This is a genomic window from Achromobacter animicus, from assembly GCF_902859585.1.
Lineage (GTDB): Bacteria > Pseudomonadota > Gammaproteobacteria > Burkholderiales > Burkholderiaceae_B > Achromobacter > Achromobacter animicus.
Genome location: NZ_CADIJM010000004.1, coordinates 364,826 through 384,992, shown reverse-complemented (window position 1 = coordinate 384,992; position 20,167 = coordinate 364,826). Strand labels below are relative to the sequence as shown.

17 protein-coding genes are annotated in these 20,167 nt (G+C 67.1%); 10 read left to right on the top strand and 7 right to left on the bottom strand.

The genetic code is table 11. The features are described from left to right. Positions 1-31: 31 nt before the first annotated feature. The 3 genes from acnB to HV681_RS14125 all read right to left on the bottom strand — a co-directional run bounded on the left by acnB (position 32) and on the right by HV681_RS14125 (position 4,717). The gene (gene acnB / locus HV681_RS14135) at positions 32-2,623 is read right to left on the bottom strand and encodes a bifunctional aconitate hydratase 2/2-methylisocitrate dehydratase (protein WP_175123661.1); all 2,592 of its coding nucleotides are present in this window, start codon (positions 2,621-2,623) and stop codon (positions 32-34) included. A 332-nt stretch (positions 2,624-2,955) separates the two neighbouring features. Then, a complete protein-coding gene (locus HV681_RS14130) occupies positions 2,956-3,849 on the bottom strand; it encodes an FxLYD domain-containing protein (protein ID WP_175123660.1) in 894 nt (297 codons plus the stop codon). Next, positions 3,839-4,717, bottom strand: coding sequence for an FxLYD domain-containing protein (locus tag HV681_RS14125; protein ID WP_175123659.1), 879 nt, complete (start codon positions 4,715-4,717; stop codon positions 3,839-3,841). Before HV681_RS14125 ends, HV681_RS14130 begins: the two co-directional genes overlap by 11 nt. Before the next feature lie 340 nt (positions 4,718-5,057). Between HV681_RS14125 and HV681_RS14120 the strand changes: the two genes are divergently transcribed. Continuing rightward, complete coding sequence (locus HV681_RS14120; RefSeq protein WP_175123658.1) at positions 5,058-5,822, top strand: TSUP family transporter; 765 nt, start codon at positions 5,058-5,060, stop codon at positions 5,820-5,822. A gap of 121 nt (positions 5,823-5,943) precedes the next feature. Here HV681_RS14120 and HV681_RS14115 read toward each other — a convergent pair whose 3' ends face one another. From HV681_RS14115 to HV681_RS14105, 3 genes are all read right to left on the bottom strand, one after another. Beyond that, on the bottom strand, positions 5,944-6,384 hold the full coding sequence (locus HV681_RS14115) for a CBS domain-containing protein (protein ID WP_105239654.1): 441 nt from the start codon (positions 6,382-6,384) through the stop codon (positions 5,944-5,946). Positions 6,385-6,504: 120 nt separating this feature from the next. Next, a complete protein-coding gene (locus tag HV681_RS14110; RefSeq protein WP_175123657.1) occupies positions 6,505-7,509 on the bottom strand; it encodes an acyl-CoA dehydrogenase family protein in 1,005 nt (334 codons plus the stop codon). Positions 7,510-7,520: 11 nt separating this feature from the next. Further along, positions 7,521-8,675: an acyl-CoA dehydrogenase family protein gene (locus HV681_RS14105; protein WP_175123656.1), complete on the bottom strand. Its 1,155-nt coding sequence runs from the start codon at positions 8,673-8,675 to the stop codon at positions 7,521-7,523. Positions 8,676-8,881: 206 nt separating this feature from the next. On the opposite strand from HV681_RS14105, the gene HV681_RS14100 reads away from it, so the two are divergent. After that, positions 8,882-10,063: an acetyl-CoA C-acyltransferase family protein gene (locus tag HV681_RS14100; protein ID WP_175123655.1), complete on the top strand. Its 1,182-nt coding sequence runs from the start codon at positions 8,882-8,884 to the stop codon at positions 10,061-10,063. A gap of 58 nt (positions 10,064-10,121) precedes the next feature. Here the strand turns inward: HV681_RS14100 and HV681_RS14095 are convergent, their stop codons facing one another. Then, positions 10,122-10,901, bottom strand: a complete 780-nt coding sequence (locus HV681_RS14095; protein ID WP_175123654.1) for an IclR family transcriptional regulator — start codon at positions 10,899-10,901, stop codon at positions 10,122-10,124. Positions 10,902-11,014: 113 nt separating this feature from the next. On the opposite strand from HV681_RS14095, the gene HV681_RS14090 reads away from it, so the two are divergent. The 8 genes from HV681_RS14090 to HV681_RS14055 all read left to right on the top strand — a co-directional run bounded on the left by HV681_RS14090 (position 11,015) and on the right by HV681_RS14055 (position 20,158). Beyond that, on the top strand, positions 11,015-11,818 hold the full coding sequence (locus tag HV681_RS14090; RefSeq protein ID WP_175123706.1) for an enoyl-CoA hydratase: 804 nt from the start codon (positions 11,015-11,017) through the stop codon (positions 11,816-11,818). Continuing rightward, on the top strand, positions 11,815-13,899 hold the full coding sequence (locus HV681_RS14085) for an acetate--CoA ligase family protein (protein WP_175123653.1): 2,085 nt from the start codon (positions 11,815-11,817) through the stop codon (positions 13,897-13,899). The genes HV681_RS14090 and HV681_RS14085 overlap by 4 nt, the downstream gene beginning before the upstream one ends. A gap of 32 nt (positions 13,900-13,931) precedes the next feature. Next, complete coding sequence (locus HV681_RS14080) at positions 13,932-14,900, top strand: Bug family tripartite tricarboxylate transporter substrate binding protein (RefSeq protein ID WP_175123652.1); 969 nt, start codon at positions 13,932-13,934, stop codon at positions 14,898-14,900. A 3-nt stretch (positions 14,901-14,903) separates the two neighbouring features. Continuing rightward, positions 14,904-16,112, top strand: coding sequence for an acyl-CoA dehydrogenase family protein (locus HV681_RS14075; RefSeq protein ID WP_254594962.1), 1,209 nt, complete (start codon positions 14,904-14,906; stop codon positions 16,110-16,112). Between the two features lie 6 nt (positions 16,113-16,118). Continuing rightward, complete coding sequence (locus HV681_RS14070) at positions 16,119-17,138, top strand: acyl-CoA dehydrogenase family protein (RefSeq protein WP_175123651.1); 1,020 nt, start codon at positions 16,119-16,121, stop codon at positions 17,136-17,138. A gap of 41 nt (positions 17,139-17,179) precedes the next feature. Continuing rightward, entirely contained in the window at positions 17,180-17,950 is a 771-nt protein-coding gene (locus tag HV681_RS14065) for a class I SAM-dependent methyltransferase (RefSeq protein ID WP_175123650.1), read from the top strand. A gap of 188 nt (positions 17,951-18,138) precedes the next feature. Continuing rightward, entirely contained in the window at positions 18,139-18,891 is a 753-nt protein-coding gene (locus HV681_RS14060; RefSeq protein WP_175123649.1) for a GntR family transcriptional regulator, read from the top strand. After that, entirely contained in the window at positions 18,842-20,158 is a 1,317-nt protein-coding gene (locus HV681_RS14055; protein WP_175123648.1) for a malonyl-CoA decarboxylase domain-containing protein, read from the top strand. The genes HV681_RS14060 and HV681_RS14055 overlap by 50 nt, the downstream gene beginning before the upstream one ends. The last annotated feature ends 9 nt before the right edge of the window (positions 20,159-20,167 follow it).

The following is a 20,167-nucleotide window of genomic DNA, read 5'->3' as shown; positions in this document are numbered from 1 at the left end:
CAGGCCGCAAGGCCTGGCAGGGGAGTCGGGATCAGACCTCGATCACGTCCGCCACGTCCTTGTAGTCGGCGATCTTGTCGAAGTTCAGGTACTGGTAGATCTGGTCGCCGCTCTTGTTGATGACGCCCATGTCGGCCATGTACTCGTCCTTGGTCGGGATGCGGCCAAGCTTCGAGCAGATGGCGGCCAGTTCGGCCGAACCCAGGTACACGTTCGTGTTCTTGCCCAGGCGGTTCGGGAAGTTGCGGGTGCTGGTCGACATGACCGTCGCGCCTTCGCGGACCTGCGCCTGGTTGCCCATGCACAGCGAGCAGCCCGGCATTTCGGTGCGGGCGCCGGCGGTGCCGAACACGCCGTAGTGGCCTTCCTCGGTCAGCTGCGTGGCGTCCATCTTGGTCGGGGGAGCGACCCACAGCTTGACCGGAATGTCGCGCTTGCCTTCGAGCAGCTTGGACGCTGCGCGGAAGTGGCCGATGTTGGTCATGCAGCTGCCGATGAACACTTCGTCGATCTTGGCGCCGGCGACTTCCGACAGCGTCTTGACGTCGTCGGGGTCGTTCGGGCAGGCAACGATGGGCTCATGCACGTCGGCCAGGTCGATCTCGATGACCGCGGCGTATTCGGCGTCGGCGTCCGGCTCCAGCAGCTTGGGATCGGCCAGCCAGGCTTCCATCGCTTTGATGCGGCGGCCCAGCGTGCGCTCGTCTTCGTAGCCGTTGGCGATCATCCACTTGAGCATCACGATGTTGCTGTTGATGTACTCGATGATCGGTTCCTTGTTCAGGAACACCGAGCAACCGGCGGCCGAGCGCTCGGCCGAGGCGTCGGACAGTTCAAAGGCTTGTTCGACCTTCAGGTCGGGCAGGCCTTCGATTTCCAGGATGCGGCCGGAGAAGATGTTCTTCTTGCCTTGCTTGGCAACCGTCAGCAGGCCTTGCTTGATGGCGTACAGCGGGATGGCGTTGACCAGGTCGCGCAGCGTGACGCCGGGTTGCAGCTTGCCCTTGAAGCGGACCAGCACCGATTCCGGCATGTCCAGCGGCATGACGCCGGTGGCGGCGGCAAAGGCCACCAGGCCCGAGCCGGCGGGGAACGAGATGCCGATGGGGAAGCGGGTGTGCGAGTCGCCGCCGGTGCCGACGGTGTCGGGCAGCAGCATGCGGTTCAGCCACGAGTGGATCACGCCGTCGCCGGGACGCAGCGACACGCCGCCACGCGTGCTGATGAACTCAGGCAGCGTGTGGTGCGTCTTGACGTCGACGGGCTTGGGGTAGGCGGCGGTGTGGCAGAACGACTGCATCACCAGGTCGGACGAGAAGCCCAGGCAGGCCAGGTCCTTCAGTTCGTCGCGGGTCATCGGGCCGGTGGTGTCCTGGCTGCCGACCGAGGTCATCTTCGGTTCGCAGTAGGTGCCCGGGCGGATACCCTTGCCTTCCGGCAGGCCGCAGGCACGGCCGACCATCTTCTGGGCCAGCGTGTAGCCGCGGCCGGAGTCGACCGGATCCTTGGGCAGGCGGAACAGCGTCGAGGGCGCCAGACCCAGCGCTTCGCGGGCCTTGGCGGTCAGGCCGCGGCCGATGATCAGCGGAATGCGGCCGCCGGCGCGCACTTCGTCGAACAGCACGTCGGACTTGACCTCGAATTCGGCGATGACTTCACCGTTCTTGATGGCCTTGCCGTCGTAGGGGCGCAGTTCGACCACGTCGCCCATTTCCATCTTGGAAACGTCGAGTTCGATCGGCAGGGCGCCGGCGTCTTCCATCGTGTTGTAGAAGATCGGGGCGATCTTGTTGCCCAGGCACACGCCGCCAAAGCGCTTGTTCGGCACGAAGGGGATGTCTTCGCCCGTGAACCACAGCACCGAGTTGGTGGCCGACTTGCGCGACGAACCCGTGCCGACCACGTCGCCCACGTAGGCGACCAGGTGGCCCTTTTCCTTCAGGGATTCGATGAACTTGACCGGGCCGCGCTTGCCGTCTTCTTCCGGTTCGAACGCAGCGCCGTCGCGCTTGTTCTTGAGCATCGCCAGGGCGTGCATCGGGATGTCGGGACGCGTGGTGGCGTCGGGGGCGGGCGACAGGTCGTCGGTGTTGGTTTCGCCAGGGACCTTGAAGACCGTGATGGTCAGGCTTTCCGGCAGTTCCGGACGGCTGGTGAACCATTCGGCGTCGGCCCAGCTTTGCAGCACGGACTTGGCGTTGGCGTTGCCCTTGTCGGCCTTTTCCTTCACGTCGTGGAAGGCGTCGAACATCAAAAGGGTCTTCTTGAGCGCATCGGCGGCGATGGTGCCGATTTCCGCATCATCCAGCAGGTCGACCAGCGGGCCAATGTTGTAGCCGCCGAGCATCGTGCCCAGCAGTTGCGTCGCCTTGGCACGGCTGATCAGCGCACAAGCTTCCTTGCCCAGCGCCACGGCGGCCAGGTAGGAGGCCTTGACCTTGGCGGCATCGTCCACGCCGGCCGGCACGCGATGCGTCAGCAGCTCGACCAGGTTCTGCTCCTCGCCAGCGGGCGGGTTCTTCAGCAGTTCGATCAGTTCAGCGGTTTGTTTGGCCGTAAGGGGCAGCGGGGGAATCCCCAGAGCCGCGCGTTCGGCGACGTGTTGGCGGTAAGTATCCAGCATGTGAGGCCTGCTCAAAGTCGGGTTGGAAGAAGGGTTGTCGGCCGGAATTGTAGAAGCAAGTGGGGGCCGGTAGCAAATGTCTTATATCTTATATAAGACTTGAGCCGATAGCTGTTGTTCGGTGGCGACGCCTTGGCGGGGCGACGGGCGTCCGACGTCGGGCGTCCGGCGTTCGTCGCCGGCGGCGAGCCTCGGGCGGCAGGAGTCGGGTGGCACGCGGCAGCGGGTGGGGAGGTGGAAGCGGGGGCGCCTGGACGACAATGGCCCAGGCGCCCCGCAAAGAAAAAGCGGCCCCGTGGGCCGCTTCGGTAAAACAGCCCACCGCCAGCCGGTCAGGGCGCCGTGGCGTCGTACACCACGCCGACGCGGGCAAAGTTGCCGCCGTATTGCTTGACGTCCACCTGGAACGGCGCACTGTCGCCCGGCGGCAGACGCGGCACCCGCAGTTCCTGGAACGTGGCACCGGTGAGCTGATCCTGCGCGTCGTACAGGCTGACCCACACGCGCACCTTCTCGACCTCGCTGCTGCTGTCGTTGCGCACCCTACCGTGCACCGTCACGTACTTGTAACGGAAGCGGTAGGTAAAGTTCAGCGTGCCGGTGCCGATGGCGGCTTCGGTGTTTTCCACCGTGACGGCCAACTGCGGACGCGGGCCGGGCAGGGCAGCGCGTTTGGCGGGCAGCCAGTTGGTTTTCACTTCCGTAAAGCGTTCCACGCGCCCGGTCAGCGCCACGGGCACGCGCTCGCCAGGGTACAGATGCGTCGGCAGGCTCCAGGCCTGGCGCAGCTCGAGCGGACGCGACCCGTCGAACACCGCGATTTCCGCCCGGGGCGACAGCGCTACGAACTGGTCGCTGGTGTTGACCAGTTCGGCATACAGCACCGGGCGTTCGATTTCGTCCAGCAGCCGGCGAGGTGCGGACAGCTTCAATGCCCCGGCATCAAACAGGGCGAAATCCGGGTCCAGCAGTTCTTCGGTGGTCAGACGGACGTGGTCGATGACCCGCGTGTTGGCCGGGCTGACGCGCACGATGCGGCTGACGGGCGGCTTGGCCTCGGGCTCGGCGGATTTGGTCACGGCCTGCGCCTGCGCCGGGGGCGGGCTGGCGGATCCCAGCGCGGTGTATTTCCACGCGGCATACCCGCCCGCGCCAAACAGGATCAGCGCCAGCCCTGCCAGGGCCGGCCGCGACAGGCGCCGGGAGGAGGAGGGGTCAGCTTTCACTTTGCACCATGTAATCGTAGGAGGCGACCTCGCCATCGCGCAGCATTTCGCAGCGCACGTCGAAGGACGTCAGCGCGTCGGGGGCCAGCGGGCTGGCGGTCGCGTAGCCGTTGCCCGTGCCGATCAGGCCGCCGTCCGCGCCGTACAGCATGACGGTGATCTGCGTGCTGCTGGCGGGGTTGGTGCCCTGGTTGCGGATCAAGCCGACCAGACGGTAATTGCCGTCATTGCGCACAAGCTGAACGCGGCTGGCTGCCACGTCGTTGTTCTTGCCGCGCGCGGGCGACGGCGTGCCGACCTGCAAGTCATAGCGGCTGTACGCCTTGGACGGCAACGATATCTTCAGCGGGGTGTACTCCCCCGGTTCCAGCGAGCGCGCGGGCGCCGAGCCCGACACGGTGGACAGCGACAGGTCGCCCTGGAAGAACGATGCCGTCACGCGCGGCACGTCGATCTTCCGGCCGGTCTCGTTGCGCACGATCATGACCAGCTCGTTGCGCCCGCGCGTCTTGACCTCCTGCACGTCCGTCAGCTTGACCAGCGAGGCGTCGATGGGCGGTTCGACAATGCGGGCGGGCAGGGGCGACGGGCGCGAACCCAGCGATGAGACGACCAGCGGGATGATGACGGCGGCAAGGATCGCCGCCGAGATCGCCACGATGGCGGCCGGCTTGATGGGCGCAGGCTTGGGCTGCTGGATGTTGCGCAGGATCTTTTCCAGCCGCTGCGCGACGTTGTCTTCGACCAGCGTCACCGCATGGCAGTGGCTGCACTGGTATTCGTTGGTGTCCAGCTTGGTGAAACTGGCGCTGCCGCACGTGGAGCAGGTTAGCGTCACCGTGTTGATAGTGGTCTGTTTGGGCGTCATTCTCGCGGGGCGTCCTTTACGCTGGGCGTCATTTACGCTACGAAGGCGGTTCGGCCGCGCGCCGCGATCCGGGATGGGCGGCGGGACCGGCGTGAAGGGCTTACCGGGCGGCAAGGATAGCGGCCGTCGGCCGCACCCGGGGTGCATGAGCGCATCAGTTTGTGACCATATGTGTGGAATCGGCGATATCGGGGCCGGAATGCGTGCGGCGCCCGGTGCTATCATCCCCGGCGAAAAATCGTTGTCACATCAACTATTACGCTGCCGTTTCCCGTCGATCCGCTCTCCTGCCGTCCCAATTGGCGCGCAGCCGGGCAGAGCCGAGGTCTGGCTCTCCTGTATGAGCATCTATCAACATCTGCTGTTTCTGGCCTGCGTGGCGCTCGCCACCTATGCCCAGACGATGACGGGCTTTGCGTTCGGCCTGGTGCTGCTGGGCCTGTCGGGCGTGTTCCAGCTTGCCTCGGTGTCCGAGGTGGCCAACGTGGTCAGCGTGCTGTCCCTGGTCAATGCGGGCGTCACCTTGCTGCGCGCCAAGCCGCAGGTGAACTGGTCGCTGCTGACTCCCGCCGCGGTAAGCAGTCTGGCCGGCGTCGGGGTGGGCGTGGCCGCGCTGACGTGGATCAGCGGGACCATGGCGGTGTTGCTGCAATTGCTGCTGGGCGTCACCATCCTGGCGTGCGCCATTTTGCTCGTGACGCGAACCCAGCCGCTGGCGCAGTTGTCGTCCCGCACTTCCAGCGTATTTTTCGGTGGCGTTTCGGGCGTGCTGGGCGGCCTGTTTTCCAGCGCCGGTCCGCCCATGGTCTATCACCTGTACCGCCAGCCGCTGCCGTTGGCCACCATCCGCAACATCCTGCTGATCCTGTTTTCGCTCAATGCCACGGTGCGCCTGGCGCTCGTGACCGGGCAGGGCGCGTTCATGGCGTCATCGTTCTGGCTGAGCGTGCAGGCGCTGCCGGTCGTGATCGGCGTGACGTGGTTTGCGCGCCGCTACAGCACCGAGAATTCGATGAAGAAGGTCAAGCGGATGGTGTTCGTGCTGCTGCTGGCCGCCGGCCTGGGGCTCATCGTCCCGGCGACGAGGATATTGGCGGCCGGCTAGGTACGGCCGGTTAGGCGCGGCCGGCTAGGTACGGCCGGTTAGGTGCGGCCGGCTACGCGCTGCCGGCCAAGCGAGGCCCATCGGGCGCAGCCGGCGAGATACCGCCGGCCTCACTCACCCGTCAACCACGCTCCCCCGTGATGTAGCGCTCGAGTTCATGAATGATGAATTTCTGCTCGCTCATCACGTCCTTGACCAGGTCGCCGATGGATAGCAATCCGATCAGCTTGTCGTTGTCGATGACCGGCAGATGGCGGAAATGCCGCTCGGTCATCATGGCCATACAGTGTTCCCGCGTGTCGGTGGGGCTGACGTAATACACCGAGTCCGTCATGATGTCGCGCACCTTGGTCGTGCGCGACGACCGGTCCTGCAGCACGATCTTGCGCGCGTAGTCGCGTTCGGTCAGCATGCCCAGCACCACGTCGCCTTCCACCACCACCACCGCCCCGATGCTGCGGTCGGCCATCGTCTTGATCGCGTCGAAGACCGACGAATCCGGCGAAACCGTTACGACGGCGTGATTGGCCTTTTCCCTGAGAAGCTCAGCAACTGTCTTCACGATGTGCTCCCGAATCGGTGGTGAGGATCGAAGCACCATCCTAAGCCTGCCTGCGGCATTGCCGCAAGCAGGGCGCGTTACATCGTGTTTTTGACGCGAAACGCTGGCGCGGATCGGCCTTCATGCCGTTTCCTTGCCGTACAACGCCGTACGCAGATAGGTCAGCGCGTCGCTGCGGCTGCTGAGGGCGTCAGCCCCGATGCGGTCATGCCAATACGATTCCGATCCCGCCGCGAGCCGCCATTCGCGCAGCCTGCGCGTATACAACTGCAGGTCGTACTCCTCGGTGACGCCAATGGCGCCGTGCACCGCGTGCGCGATGTCGGCCACGCGCGGCACGGCCTGGCTGGCGCGGGCCTTGCCCAGCGCGGCCAGCAGCGGACGGGGCAGCCCGTCATTGCCCTGAAAAGCCAGTTGCGCGGCCATGCGGGCGGCCCACACCTGTTCGGCCATCTCGCTGATCTGCTGCTGCACGGCTTGAAAGCGCCCGATGGGCTTGCCGAACTGCGCGCGCTGGTTCGCATAGTCCAGCGTCATCGCCAGCACGCGATCCATGGCGCCTGCGATCAACCCCGCGTAGGCGGTGGCCGCCATCGTATCCAGCGGCGCCGGACTGTCGAGGCGTTCGGCGTCGGACAGCGCGCAGGAAACGCCGCCGTCCAGGCTGCCGTGCACCCCGTTGGATTCGACGCGCACCGCCCGCATGGGCAGCAGCCAGGTCTGGCCATCGATGCCGGCCAGCACGTAGTCAGCGCTGCGCGCCCACGCTACGCTCACGCCCGCGATGCGCCCGCCGTCGATGGCAAGGCCGTGTGGCGCCAGCGCGATGGCCCCCGCTGCCTGCGGCCGCTGCACGCGGCTCAGCCACGCGCGCGCCAGCAGCGTGTGGGCAATGGGGTAGGGGCACAGATGGCGCCCCGCCGCCAGCACGACGGGCAGCGCGTCGGCCAGGCCCAGGCCCGCGCCGCCAAGATCTTCCCGCACCAGCGCATCCGCGAACCCCGCGTCCTCGCAGGCCTGCCATGCGTCGCCGGATGGCTGGCCCCGCTCCACGCGCCGGATGACAGCCGGGGTGCAGGTCTGGGCAAAAAGGCGTTCGGCGGCATCGCCAAAAATGTTGTCCATGACGGTCGTCCTTATCGAAGGCCAAGGCCGCGGGCAATGATGCCGCGCAGGATTTCGCGAGTGCCGCCGCGCAGCGAAAACGTCGGCGCGACCTGTTCCAGATAGGCCAGCGTGCGCAGCAGTGGCAGCGGCACGGGGCGGTCGGGGTGCCTGCCCAGCGTATCGCCGATCAGGCGCGGAATCGCCTGTTCAAGCTCGGTGCCCAGATCCTTGACCAGCGATGCCTCCGTGGCGGGGCTCAGGCCCGCCGCCAGCTTGCCGGCCACGGCCAGCGACATCGCGCGCAGCACCGCCATCTGCGACAGGATGCTGCCCAGCGCTGTCCGGCTGGCGGCATCGGCATCGCCACCGTCATCGTGCCAATGTGCCAGCCAGCACTCCAGCAGGGCGATGCTGGAATACAGGCGCTCGGGGCCGCTGCGCTCGAAGGCCAGTTCCGCATTTACCTGGGCCCAGCCGCCGCCTTCTTCGCCGATCAGCGCCTCGTCGGGCAATTCGACGTTGTCGAAGAAGACTTCCGAAAAGTGCGCATCGCCCGCCAGGTCTTCGATCGGGCGCACCGACACGCCGGGCAACGACAGGTCCACAATCACCTGCGACAGCCCCTGATGCCGGTCGTCCGCGGTGCCGGACGTGCGAACCAGCGCAATCATGTAGTGCGAACGGTGCGCGTTCGTCGTCCAGATCTTGCTCCCGTTCAACCGCCAGCCGCCCGCCACGGCTTCCGCTCGGCTGCGGATGCTGGCCAGGTCCGAGCCGGAGCCCGGCTCGCTCATGCCGATGCAGAAGAAGGCCTGCGCGGCGCAGATGCGCGGCAGATAAAAATCCTTTTGCGCTGGCGTGCCGTATTTCAGGATGAGCGGCGCGCTCTGGCGATCGGCAATCCAGTGCGCCGACACCGGCGCGCCCGCGCCCAGCAATTCTTCGGACAACACGAATCGCGCAAAGTGGCCGCGTGCCGCGCCGCCGTATTCGCGCGGCAGCGTCAGGCCCAGCCAGCCGTGTTCGGCAAGCTGGCGGCTGAAGCCCGCGTCAAAACCCATCCATGAACGGGCGCGCTCATCCGGCTCCAGGCCGTCCAGCGCATCGGACAGGAAGGCGCGCACCTCGGTGCGCATAGCTTCATCCTCGGGAGGAATGGCAGTGAGTTCCAGCGTGTCGATCATCAGTCGCTCCGGGTCAGGCAAGGGCGCCGCGACAGGCGCCGACGGCCACTATCCGGGAATGCACTGATAGCTGTCCAATATTATTTTGCGGGTTTGCGATATGGGTTTTGTATCGAGTGGCGGGCAGTATGATGGAACGCACTTCATGGACCGCATCGCGCGACCCACAACGCACGAACCACAACGCAACACAAGGAGGAAACACCATGAATGAAGTCATCGTCGCTTCGGCCGTCCGCACCGCCATTGGAGATTTCGGCGGCGCGCTCAAGGATGTGCCCCCCTGCGATCTGGGCGCCACCGTCATCCGGGCCGCGCTGGAACGCGCAGGCGTCTCGGGCGACGAAGTCGGCCATGTCGCCGTTGGACACGTGATCAACACCGAGCCGCGCGACATGTACCTGTCGCGCGTGGCCGCCATGAATGCCGGCATCTCCAAGGAAACGCCCGCGTTCAACGTCAACCGCCTGTGCGGTTCGGGCCTGCAGGCCATCGTGTCCGCTGCGCAAACCATCATGCTGGGAGACGCCGAGATCGCTGTGGGCGCCGGCGCCGAAAGCATGAGCCGCGCGCCGTACATCGCGCCGGCCCAGCGCTGGGGCGCGCGCATGGGCGACAGCGTCATGCTGGACATGATGACCGGCGCGCTGTCCGACCCCTTCGGCAAGATGCACATGGGCGTCACGGCGGAAAACGTGGCCGCCAAGTTCGGCATCAACCGGCAGGACCAGGACGCCACGGCCGCGGAATCGCACCGCCGCGCCGCCGCCGCGATCGATGCGGGTTACTTCCGCGACCAGATCGTGCCCGTGAAGATCAAGTCGCGCAAAGGTGAGATCGTGTTCGACACCGACGAACACGTGCGCCGCGACGTCACGGCCGACAGCCTGGCCACGCTCAAGCCGGTGTTCCAGAAGGAAAACGGCACCGTCACGGCGGGCAATGCGTCCGGGCTGAACGACGGCGCGGGTGCGCTGGTGCTGATGAACGCGTCTGTCGCGGCCAAACGCGGCGTCAAGCCGCTGGCGCGTCTGGTGGCCTACGCGCATTCGGGCGTGGACCCCGACATCATGGGCATCGGTCCGGTGCCGGCCACGCAGGCGGCGCTCAAGCGCGCGGGCCTGACGGTCGACCAGCTGGACGTCATCGAGGCCAACGAGGCGTTTGCCGCGCAGGCATGCGCAGTGTCGCGCGAACTGAAGCTGGACGCCGCCAAGGTGAACCCCAACGGCAGCGGGATCGGCCTGGGCCACCCGATCGGCGCGACCGGCGCCATCATCACCACCAAGGCCCTGCATGAACTGCAGCGCGTGGGCGGACGCTATGCGCTCGTGACCATGTGCATCGGCGGCGGGCAGGGCATCGCCGCGATCTTCGAACGGATCTGATTCGTTCGGCTCGGCAAGCCCGCGAGGTTCCGGCTGCGCCGGATCCTCGCGGGTTTTTTCATGGGGCCGCCTGGCCCAGATAGTCCTGGGCCCACGCCTGGCATTCGGCGTTTAGCATTGCGCCCATCTGCGCCCGCCGCGGCGCGTCGAGCCGGCTGCTGATCGCGCCAAAACTGAACGCCACCCAGGTCAGCTCCGACACCGGAAACGCCACGCCCACGCCGGACACGCCAGGCGTGATGGTGTCCACGATCTCGGAATATCCCGCATTGCGCGTCTGCCTGACCGCCTTCATCAGCGCGGTGCTGGAGACGCGGATCTGCGCGTAGCTGGCCGCATGCCTTGCGTACAGCGCGGCGATCTCGTCGTCCGGCAGGGCTGCCATCAGCGCCAGGCCGCCCGCGCCCACGCCCAAGAGCCGCCGTTCGCCCTGGTCGATGGTGAATACCTTGACGGGAAATGAGCCGGCCTCGCGCAGCAAACATAGTGCGTAGTCGCCCTGGCGGATCACCAGGAACACGGTGTCGCCAGACAGGCGTGCCAGCTTCTGCGCGAACGGACGCAAGGCGTCCAGCAAAGGTGTGCGCCGCAACGCGGCAAACCCCAGTTGCATCGAATCCACGCCCAGCCGATAACGGCGGGTGGCGCGGTCGCGTTCGGCGAACTGTTCTTCCAGCAGGCAACTGAGCAGGCGGTGCGCCGTGGAACGCTCCAGGCCGGTGGCGGCCATGACGCCCTGCAGGTCGATGCCGTCTTCCTGGTGCTGCGCCAGCACGCGCAACAGGCCGAGCGCGCGGCGCATGCTCTGCGTGCCGCCGGTGGATCCTAGGTTGTTCATATTGTGGGAAAAAGGATTCGAATATTTTGTATTTTAGGATTTGTAGTGCGTTAATTCAATGCATGGAGATCGCGCTGCATCCGACGGCGCGGCATGACAAGGACGAGGAGACCATGGAATACGCCACCCTGGCCGTCGAACGGCACGACGCGGTATGCCGCATCAGTCTGGCCCGCGAATCCGCGCGCAATGCCCAGAGCCAGCAGATGCTGGACGAACTGGATGACGCCCTCTCGCGCGCCGAGCAGGACGATGCGGTGCGGGTGGTCATCCTGGGCGGTCGCGGCGCGCATTTCTCGGCCGGGCATGACCTGAAGGAAGCCCAGGCCAAGCGCGCCGACTTCACGGTCGAGGAACGCTGGGATTACGAGTCCCGCCGCTACTACGGGTATTGCCTGCGCATCTGGGACTTCCCCAAGCCCACCGTGGCGCAGGTGCAGGGCGCGTGCGTGGCGGGCGGATTCATGATCGCCAACATGTGCGACCTGGTGGTGTGTTCGGACACGGCGTACTTCTCGGACCCGGTCGGACACACCCTGGCCGCGGCCGCCACCGAGGTGCTGATTCATCCCTGGGTCATGGGGCTGCGCAAGGCCAAGGAAATGCTCTACACCGGCGAGAAGGTCGATGCGCAGGAGGCATTGCGCATCGGCATGGTGAACCGGGTGGTGCCCGAAGCCGAACTGGATGCCGCCACGCTGGCGCTGGCCCAGCGCATCGCGCAGGCGCCGCCGTTCGGACTGCGCCTGATCAAGCGGTCGCTGAACCGCACGGCGGACGCGCAGGGCTTTCGCACGGCGCTGTCGGCGCACTTCGACACGCATCAGTTGTCGCACCTGAGCGAGGAATTCCAGGCGGTGCGCGAGCGCGGCCTGGCGCAGGCCATCCAGCGCAACAAGAAAGGCGAAGCCGCATGACCTCACGCCTTGAACCGCTGCTGAATCCGCGATCAATCGCCATGATCGGCGCCAGCGCCAACCCGGGCCGCATTGGCGGCATGCCGCTGGAACTGCTGACGCGCTTTGGCTTTTCGGGCGGCATCTATCCCGTCAACCCGAAATACCAGGAGGTCTTCGGCCTGCGGTGCTGGCCCGACATTGAAGCCGTGCCCGAGCCGGTGGACCTGGCGGTGCTGGCCATCGCCGCGGCCGACGTCACGCCCATGCTGCGGCGCTGCCATGCCAGGGGCATCCCCGCGGCCATCGTGTATGCCGCGGGCTTTGCCGAGGCGGGCGGCGAGGGCGCGCGTTTGCAGGACGAACTGGAGGCCTTCGTGTCGGAAAGCGGCATGGCGGTCGCGGGCCCGAATTGCATGGGCTTCGCAAACCTGAACACGCAGGCGCATACCGCCTTTGCGTCGGTCTTCAAGACCGCGCCGGCGCAGGAGGGGCCGGGCTCGGTCAGCCTGCTGACCCAAAGCGGCAACGTGTGCGCGGCGGTGTACGCGATCGCGCGCCGGCTGGGGCTGCCGTTCTCGCACTTCATCAACACCGGCAACGAGGCCTGCCTGGATTTTTCGCAGTACCTGGAATATCTGGCGGCGGACCCGCAGACGGAAATCGTGCTCGGCTACATCGAACAGTTGCGCGATGGCGGCCGCTTCGTGCGAGCGTGCCGCGAGCTGGAACGCCAGGGCAAGCTGCTGATTGCCTTGAAGGCAGGCGCCACCGACAAGGGAGCGCAGGCCGTGCAGTCGCACACGTCGGCGCTGGCCGGCGATCGCCGCGTGTATGCGGCTGCCTTTCGCCAGTTGAACGTCATCGAGGCCACGGACTTCGCGCAGATGGCGCATCTGGCCAGTCTGGCGACGCTGCGCCACCGCACGGCCGGCAAGCGCGTGGCGGTGCTGACGATGTCGGGGGCGCTGGGGGCCATCCTGGCCGACAAGTTCATCGGTGCGGGGCTGGATCTGCCAGACCTGCCACCGGATCTGCAGGAGGTGCTGCGCGGCGGCATTCCGGATTACGGCATGGTGGGCAATCCGGTGGACGTGACCGGCAACGTGGTCAACGATCCCGCCTTTGTGCGCACCGTGCTGCAGGCGCTGGGCACGTCGGACGCCATCGATGCCGTGGTCGTGTACGCGCCCGGCTACATGCTGGACCGCATGGCCGACGCGTTGGCCGAAGCGTCCCGGGAGCACCCGCGGTTGTTCGTCGCCATCGATACGGGCCTCGCACAAAGCCGTGCCGCTCTGCGCGAGGCGGAAGTCGCGGTGTTCGAGGATCTGGGTCTGGCCGTCGCGGCGCTGGCGCCATATTTGCTGTGGTGTGACGCGCGCACGGCCCGGCGGCAGGCGGCGGCGCCCACATTGGAGATGGCCAGCGCGCCGGCTCTGCCATGCAACGAAGCGGACGCTCGCGCCTTCGTGGCCGCGTTCGGTCTGCCCCAGGCTGCCACCGCGGTGGCGCGCAATGCGGACGAGGCCGTGCGCGATGCGCGCATTGCAGGCTATCCCGTCGCCCTGAAGATCCTGAGCCCCGACATCGCGCACAAGACCGAAGCGGGCGGCGTCGCGCTGAACCTTGCGGACGACGAGGCGGTGCGCGTGGCCCATGCCACCGTGACGCAGGCGGTGACGCGCGCGCAGCCCAATGCGCGTATCGACGGCGTCATGGTCCAGAAGATGGAGCGCGGTGTGGCGGAGATCATCGTTGGCGCCACGCGCGATCCCGTCTTCGGCCCCGTGCTGACGGTGGGCCTGGGCGGGGTGCTGACCGAGATCTACCAGGACACCAGCCACCGGCTCCTGCCGGTGGACGAGGACATCGCCTTGCAGATGTTGCAGGAGCTCAAGGCGTTTGCGCTGCTGGACGGTTTCCGGGGCAAGCCCCGGGGCGATCTGGCGGCGGCGTGCAGGAGCATCGTGGCCGTGGGCAACGCCTTGCTTGCCGCGCCCGCGCATGTGGCGCAAATAGAAGTGAATCCCTTGCTGATCAAAGAGGCGGGACAGGGCGTTGCGGTGCTGGACGCGCTGATCCTGCCCGCAACCCCGTAGCGCGTCTGCGCATTCCTCAGGAGGAGACAAGCATGATCAAGACAATATTGGCCGGCGTCGCACTGGCCTGCATCGGCGCCACGAGCGTCGCGCAAGCCCAGGACAACTACCCCGCGCGGCCCGTGCGTATCGTGGTGCCGTTCTCGCCCGGCGGCGCGACCGACATCATGAGCCGTCTGCTGGCCGAAAAGTTGAGCGGAAAGCTAGGCCAGCCGGTGATCGTGGAAAACAAGCCGGGCGGCGGCACCATGATCGCGTCCGATTACGTGTCCCGCGCCGAGCCCGACGGCTACACGCTGCTGATGGCCGCGTCGTCGCTGGGCATCGCGCCCAGCATCTACACCAAGGTCAACTACGACCCGGTCAAGGACTTCGCCCCGATCACGCAAGTCGCGTCGGTGGTTCACGTGCTGGGTGTCCACCCGTCGGTGCCGGCCAAGAATGTCGGCGAGCTGATCGCCTACCTGAAGGCCAATCCGGGCAAGGTGAGCTACGGCTCCGTCGGCACGGGCAGTTCAACCCACCTGGAGGCCGAACTCTTCAACAGCATGGCCGGCGTGCAGATGGCGCACATCCCCTACAAGGGCAGCGCGCCCGCGCTCAACGACCTGGTTGCGGGGCGTCTGCAGGTGATGTTCGATGCGTGGGCCTCGTCGGGCCCCTTCGTCAAGGACGGCAAGCTGCGCGCGCTGGCGGTCACGACGGCCAAGCCTTCGGCGTCATTGCCCGAGTTGCCCACGGTGGATGCGTCCGGCCTGCCGGGCTATTCGGCCATGCCGTGGCTGGGTCTGGTCGCGCCCGCGCGCACGCCGCAGCCCGTGATCGACAAGCTCTACCAGAACCTGGCGCAGATCCTGCAGCAGCCCGACGTGAAGAAGCAGTTCGAGGGGCTGGGGCTGGACATCATCGGCAGTGATCCCAAAGCCTTCGGCGCGTTCATCCAGAAAGACGTAGCGACCTGGGCCAAGGTGGCGCGCGACTCGAACATCCGGCTGGAGTGAGGCATGACGATGCAGCAAACCGCCGTGCCCGACAGCGCGGCGCTTGACGACGAGGCGTTCCGGCAGACGCTTCGGGGCTGGCTCGACACGGCCTACGCAGCGTTTGCACGGTCCTGGCCCGGCGGGTCCGACCCGCGCAATCTGGACTACCGGCGCGCCTGGGAAGACACGCTGTGCGCAAACGGCTGGTCCGGGCTGGGCTGGCCGGCGGCATACGGCGGCAAGGCGCTGCCGCTGTCGCGCCAGGCGGTCTTCCATGAAGAGCACGCGCGTTGCGGCGCGCCGCTGGGCGTGAACCTGATCGGCCACGGCATCCTGGCGCCTACCCTGCTGCATTTCGGGTCCGAGGCGCAGAAGCAACGCTTTCTGCCCGGCATCCTGTCGAACCGCGAGGTGTGGTGCCAGGGATATTCAGAGCCGGGCGCCGGGTCCGACCTGGCCGCCGTGCGTACGCGGGCGGAACCGGCGCCGGGCGGCTTCCGCGTGAACGGTCACAAGATCTGGACCTCGTTTGCGGACCGGGCGCAGTGGTGCTTCGTGCTGGCGCGCACCGATCCGGACGCGTCCAGGCACAAAGGCCTGAGCTTCCTGCTCGTGGATATGCGCAGTCCCGGCGTGCGGGTCGAACCCATCCGCCAGCTCACGGGCGAAGCCGAGTTCTGCGAGGTCTTTTTCGAGGACGTGTTCGTTCCGCAGGACGCGCTGCTGGGCGGATTGAACCAGGGCTGGCGCATCGCGATGGCGGCCGCAAGCTTCGAGCGCGGCACGTATTTCATCCCGCGACTCGTGCGTTTTTCGCAGGAGCTGCGTCAGGTGCGCGCGCTGGCGCTGCAGGCGGACAAGCAGGGCAGCGTGCCGGCGTCGTCGGCATCGGCATCGGTGCGGCATCGCTGGGCGCGGCTGGCGGCCGACAGCCACGTGCTGGCGCTGAAATCGCAGCGCGCGCTGGCCGCCGCGATGCGGGGCGATCCGCCCGGACCGGAAGGATCGTCCACCAAGATCCACTGGAGCGAGGCGCACCAGCGCCTGCTCGAACTGTCCATGCAATTGCTGGGCGAGGACGCCTGCCTGGGCGTGGACGCAGCTGACACCCGCGCGGCGTCGCTGACGCACGCCTATCTATGGTCGCGGGCCGAAACCATCCTGGCCGGCACGTCCGAGATCCAGCGCAACATCATCGCCGAGCAGATGCTCGGCCTGCCCAAGGGCTGACCGCAAATGAATCTGCATCTGAGTGAAGACCAGCGCATGCTGCGCGACGCCGCGCACCGTTTCCTGTCGCAGCGCCATCCGGTGGCCGGCGCGCGCGGCGCGTGTCATCAAGATGCGCCGGCCCGCCAGGCGCTGTGGCGCGATCTGGCCGAACAGGGCTGGCCCGCCTTGCTGGCGCCCGAGGCACAAGGCGGACTCGGCTTGGGCATGCGCGAGGCCTGGATCGTCGCCGAGGAAGCGGGGCGCCATCTGCTGAGCCTGCCGCTCGTGTCCAACATGGTGATGCTGCCGACGCTGTGCGAGGCGGGTGGGGCTATCGCGCAATGGGCCGGCGACATGATGGCCGGCGATACCTGGTACGCCGATGCGGCACTGCGCCCTGACGGGTCGGCCTTCATCGAAGGCGCCGGCGAGGGCGTGCGCGCGCTTGCCGTGCGCGAGGCTGGTCCGGCGTCCGTGCGTCTGGATTTGCTGTTACCTGTGGCGGGCGTGGCGGGATTGGATCCGACCATGCCGGTCGGGGTCGCGGCGGATCCCGCGGTCCTGGAAAGCACCGATGTCCAGGTCAAGCCGGGCACGTGGCATCTGCTTCGCACGCGTCTGCGCTTGCTGCGGTCGGCGGAAATGCTGGGGGCGGCTTCGGCGGCGCTGGACATGGCCGCGTCGTACGCCCGCGAGCGCCAGCAGTTCGGCCGCGCGATCGGCGCCAATCAGGCGATCAAGCATCGGCTGGCCGAGGACTGGATGGCGCTGGACGATGCGCGGCTGGCGGGCTGGGCGGCGGCATCGGCGCTGGATGACCGCGCGGCGTCGGCGGCAACCGATTGCCTGTTCGCGCCGCTGCTGGCCGTCGAAGCCAGCCGCCGCGCCACCCAGAACGCGATCCAGACGCATGGTGCGCTGGGCGTGACCTGGGAGTGCGATGCGCATCTGTACCTGAAGCGCGTCCTGCGGCTGTCGGCCAGCCTGGAGGCTGAAGTGTCCGGCCCGGACCTGCTCGAGCGCATCTGGGAAGCAGCGGCGTAATCGGCGGCCGGGGACGGGGCGGCCGGCCTACAATCGCGCCCATGTACAAATCCAACTTCCCCTCCGAACTCGACCAGCCGACGCTTTCCGAAGCCGACGGCGTCCGATATCTGCACTTCAACACCGAATGGGTGCAGGGCGCGATGAACATCAAGAGCCCCGCCGATCTGGTGCTGGAATACACCGCGCAGATGATGGCCTGGCTGCTGTTCCTGGAGCCGCCGAAGGAAGAGGCCATCGGCATGCTGGGCCTGGGCGCCGGGTCGCTGGCGCGCTTCTGCGCCAAGCACACGCGCGGCCCGCTGCTGGCCGTGGAATGGAATCCGCGCGTCACCGCCGCCTGCCACATGTTCTTCCGCCTGCCCGGCGCGAACCGCTTGCAGGTCGAACACGCCGACGCCGGCGCGTGGGTGGCCGATCCGTTGAACGCCGGGCGCTGCCCGGTGCTGATGGTGGACTTGTACGACGCGGCCGCCGAGGGCCCGGTACGCGACAGCGTGAAGTTCTACCGCGACTGCCGCCGGGTCCTGGGCGACGTCGGCATCCTGGCCGTGAACCTGTTCGGCCGGCACGAAAGCTTCGGCAAGAACATCGACAACCTGTCCAAGGCCTTCGACGATCGCATCGTGCTGCTGCCCGAGGTCGAGGCCGGCAACCAGATCGTTCTGGCGTTTTCCGGCCCCAGCCTGGCGATCACCCCGGCAGAACTGCTGGCGCGCGCGGAGATCGTGGAAGGGAAGTACGGGCTCCCGGCTCGCCGCTGGGCGCGATCGTTGACGCGCCACGCGGTCGACGGAGTGCTGCATTTTTGATGGACGCACGCGCCATCGGCGGATTCATTCCGAATCGTCCCGGTCCAGCGATTCAACCTGCGCGAAGGCTTCGGTGATCCGCTGTTAGGGTAGGTCCCAGGTCACGCGGGGTTTACCTTTCTTCCCACCCGGGTCTATCATCGGCTTATTCATAATTATGAATTACGGCATTTCCCCGCCGTCTGCCCATGACCCTACCTATCGTCCGGCAAGCCCTGTATCTGGAAGTCGCGGACCGCCTGCGCGGCATGATCCATGCGCGGTCGCTGCGTAACGGCGAATGGATCGATGAACTCCGCCTGGCTGGCGAAATGGGCATTTCGCGCACGCCGCTGCGCGAGGCGCTGAAGGTGCTGGCGACCGAAGGGCTGGTCCGGCTGGAACCCCGCCGCGGCTGCTTCGTCAACGAACTGTCCGCCCAGGATCTGGAAGACATCTTCCCGCTGATGGCCATGCTGGAAGGGCGCTGCGCCTTCGAGGCCGCGCGCAAGGCCACCGACGCGCAGCTGGCCGAACTGGAACCGCTGCACGCCGCGCTGGCCGGCCATGCGAAGGCGGGCCGCATCGACGCCTACTACAAGACCAATTACCTCATCCACGAAGCCGTCCAGGCGCTGGCCGGCAACCAATGGCTGTCCGACATGGTGGGCAATCTGCGCAAGGTGCTGAGCCTGTCGCGCCATCGCAGCCTGTCGCGGCCCGGCCGTATCGAGCAATCCTGCGCCGAACACCTTGCCATCTTCGAGGCCCTGAAGGCCCATGATTCCGACGCCGCGCAGGCGCTGGCGCACACCCATCTGATGCGCCAGCTTGAAGCGCTGCGCGTCCTTAGCAACGAAGACGCCGCCGATGCGGCGCCGTCCGATCCCATCGTCATCGAGGAGCCCGCCCATGTCCGCACCCGCCAATCTCGCGCCCGCGCGCGGCGCACGCACGCCTGAGCCCGAGGCCGATCTGGTCGATGCCGCCGCTGCGGCGGAAAGCGCCAGCCTGATCACGCGGCTGGGCCGGCTGTGGGAGCGCGGGCGCCTGCCCAGCGAATCCGAAGTCCGCCGCCTGTTCGAGGCGCGCCTGACCGACGTGGCCGCCAACAAGCTGGCGCGCCGCTGGTGCGAGCAATACGCCGCGGCCGACGGCAAGGATCGCCGCCTGATGCTGGCCGCGCTGGCGCAGATCCGCGCCACGTATGCGGGCGATGGCGGCGAGGGCGTGCGCCTCTTCAAGCGGTTCAACGCCCAGCCGCAAGGCCTGCGCTTTCTGGTGGAATTGCGCGCGGACATGCTGCGCTGGCGCAAGCAGGTGTCGGGCATCCAGTCGCTGGACAAGGAACTGGAAGGCCTCCTGTCTGCGTGGTTCGACGTGGGCTTGCTTGAACTGCGTCCGCTGACCTGGGATTCGCCCGCGTCGCTGCTGGAAAAGCTGATCCTTTACGAGGCCGTCCACGAGATCAAATCCTGGGACGACCTGCGCCACCGCGTGGCGCCCGACCGCCGCTGCTATGCGTACTTTCATCCGCAGATGCCGGGCGTGCCGCTGATCTTCGTGGAAGTGGCCTTTGCCAGCCAGATGGCCGACAACGTGCAGGTGCTGCTGGACAGCACGCTGCCGCCGCAGGATCTGGACAAGGCGCGCTGGGCGATCTTCTACTCCATCTCGAACACGCAACCGGGCCTCAAGGGCATCAGCTTCGGCAATTTCCTGCTCAAGCGCGTGGTCGAGCAGCTGCTGGAAGAACTGCCCAAGCTGAAGGCCTTTGCCACCTTGTCGCCGATTCCGGGCTTTACCGATTGGCTGGGCAAGCAGGACGCGCAGGCCGTCGAGGCGATCGTGCGCGAAGACAAGACGCGTGCCAAGGACCGCCAGCGTGAAGGCGTGCCGGACGGGCAGCGCTGGGTCGCGCGTCTGGCGAAGGCCGCGCAGGGCAAGGCGCCCGACGTGGTCAAGCGCGCCGGCTTCCGGCTGGCGGCCTGCTATCTGCAGTCGATGAAGAACGGTCTGCCGGTCGATCCCGTGGCGCGCTTTCATCTGGGCAACGGCGCGCGGATCGAGCGCCTGAACTGGGCGGCCGACACCTCGCCCAAGGGGCTCAAGCAGTCGTGCGCCATGATGGTCAATTACCTGTATGACCTTGACGAACTGGACACCAACCTTCAGCGCCTGAACGAGGGCAAGCCGCAGATCAGCCGCGGCGTGGGGCGCGTGGCCTGACCGCCGGAC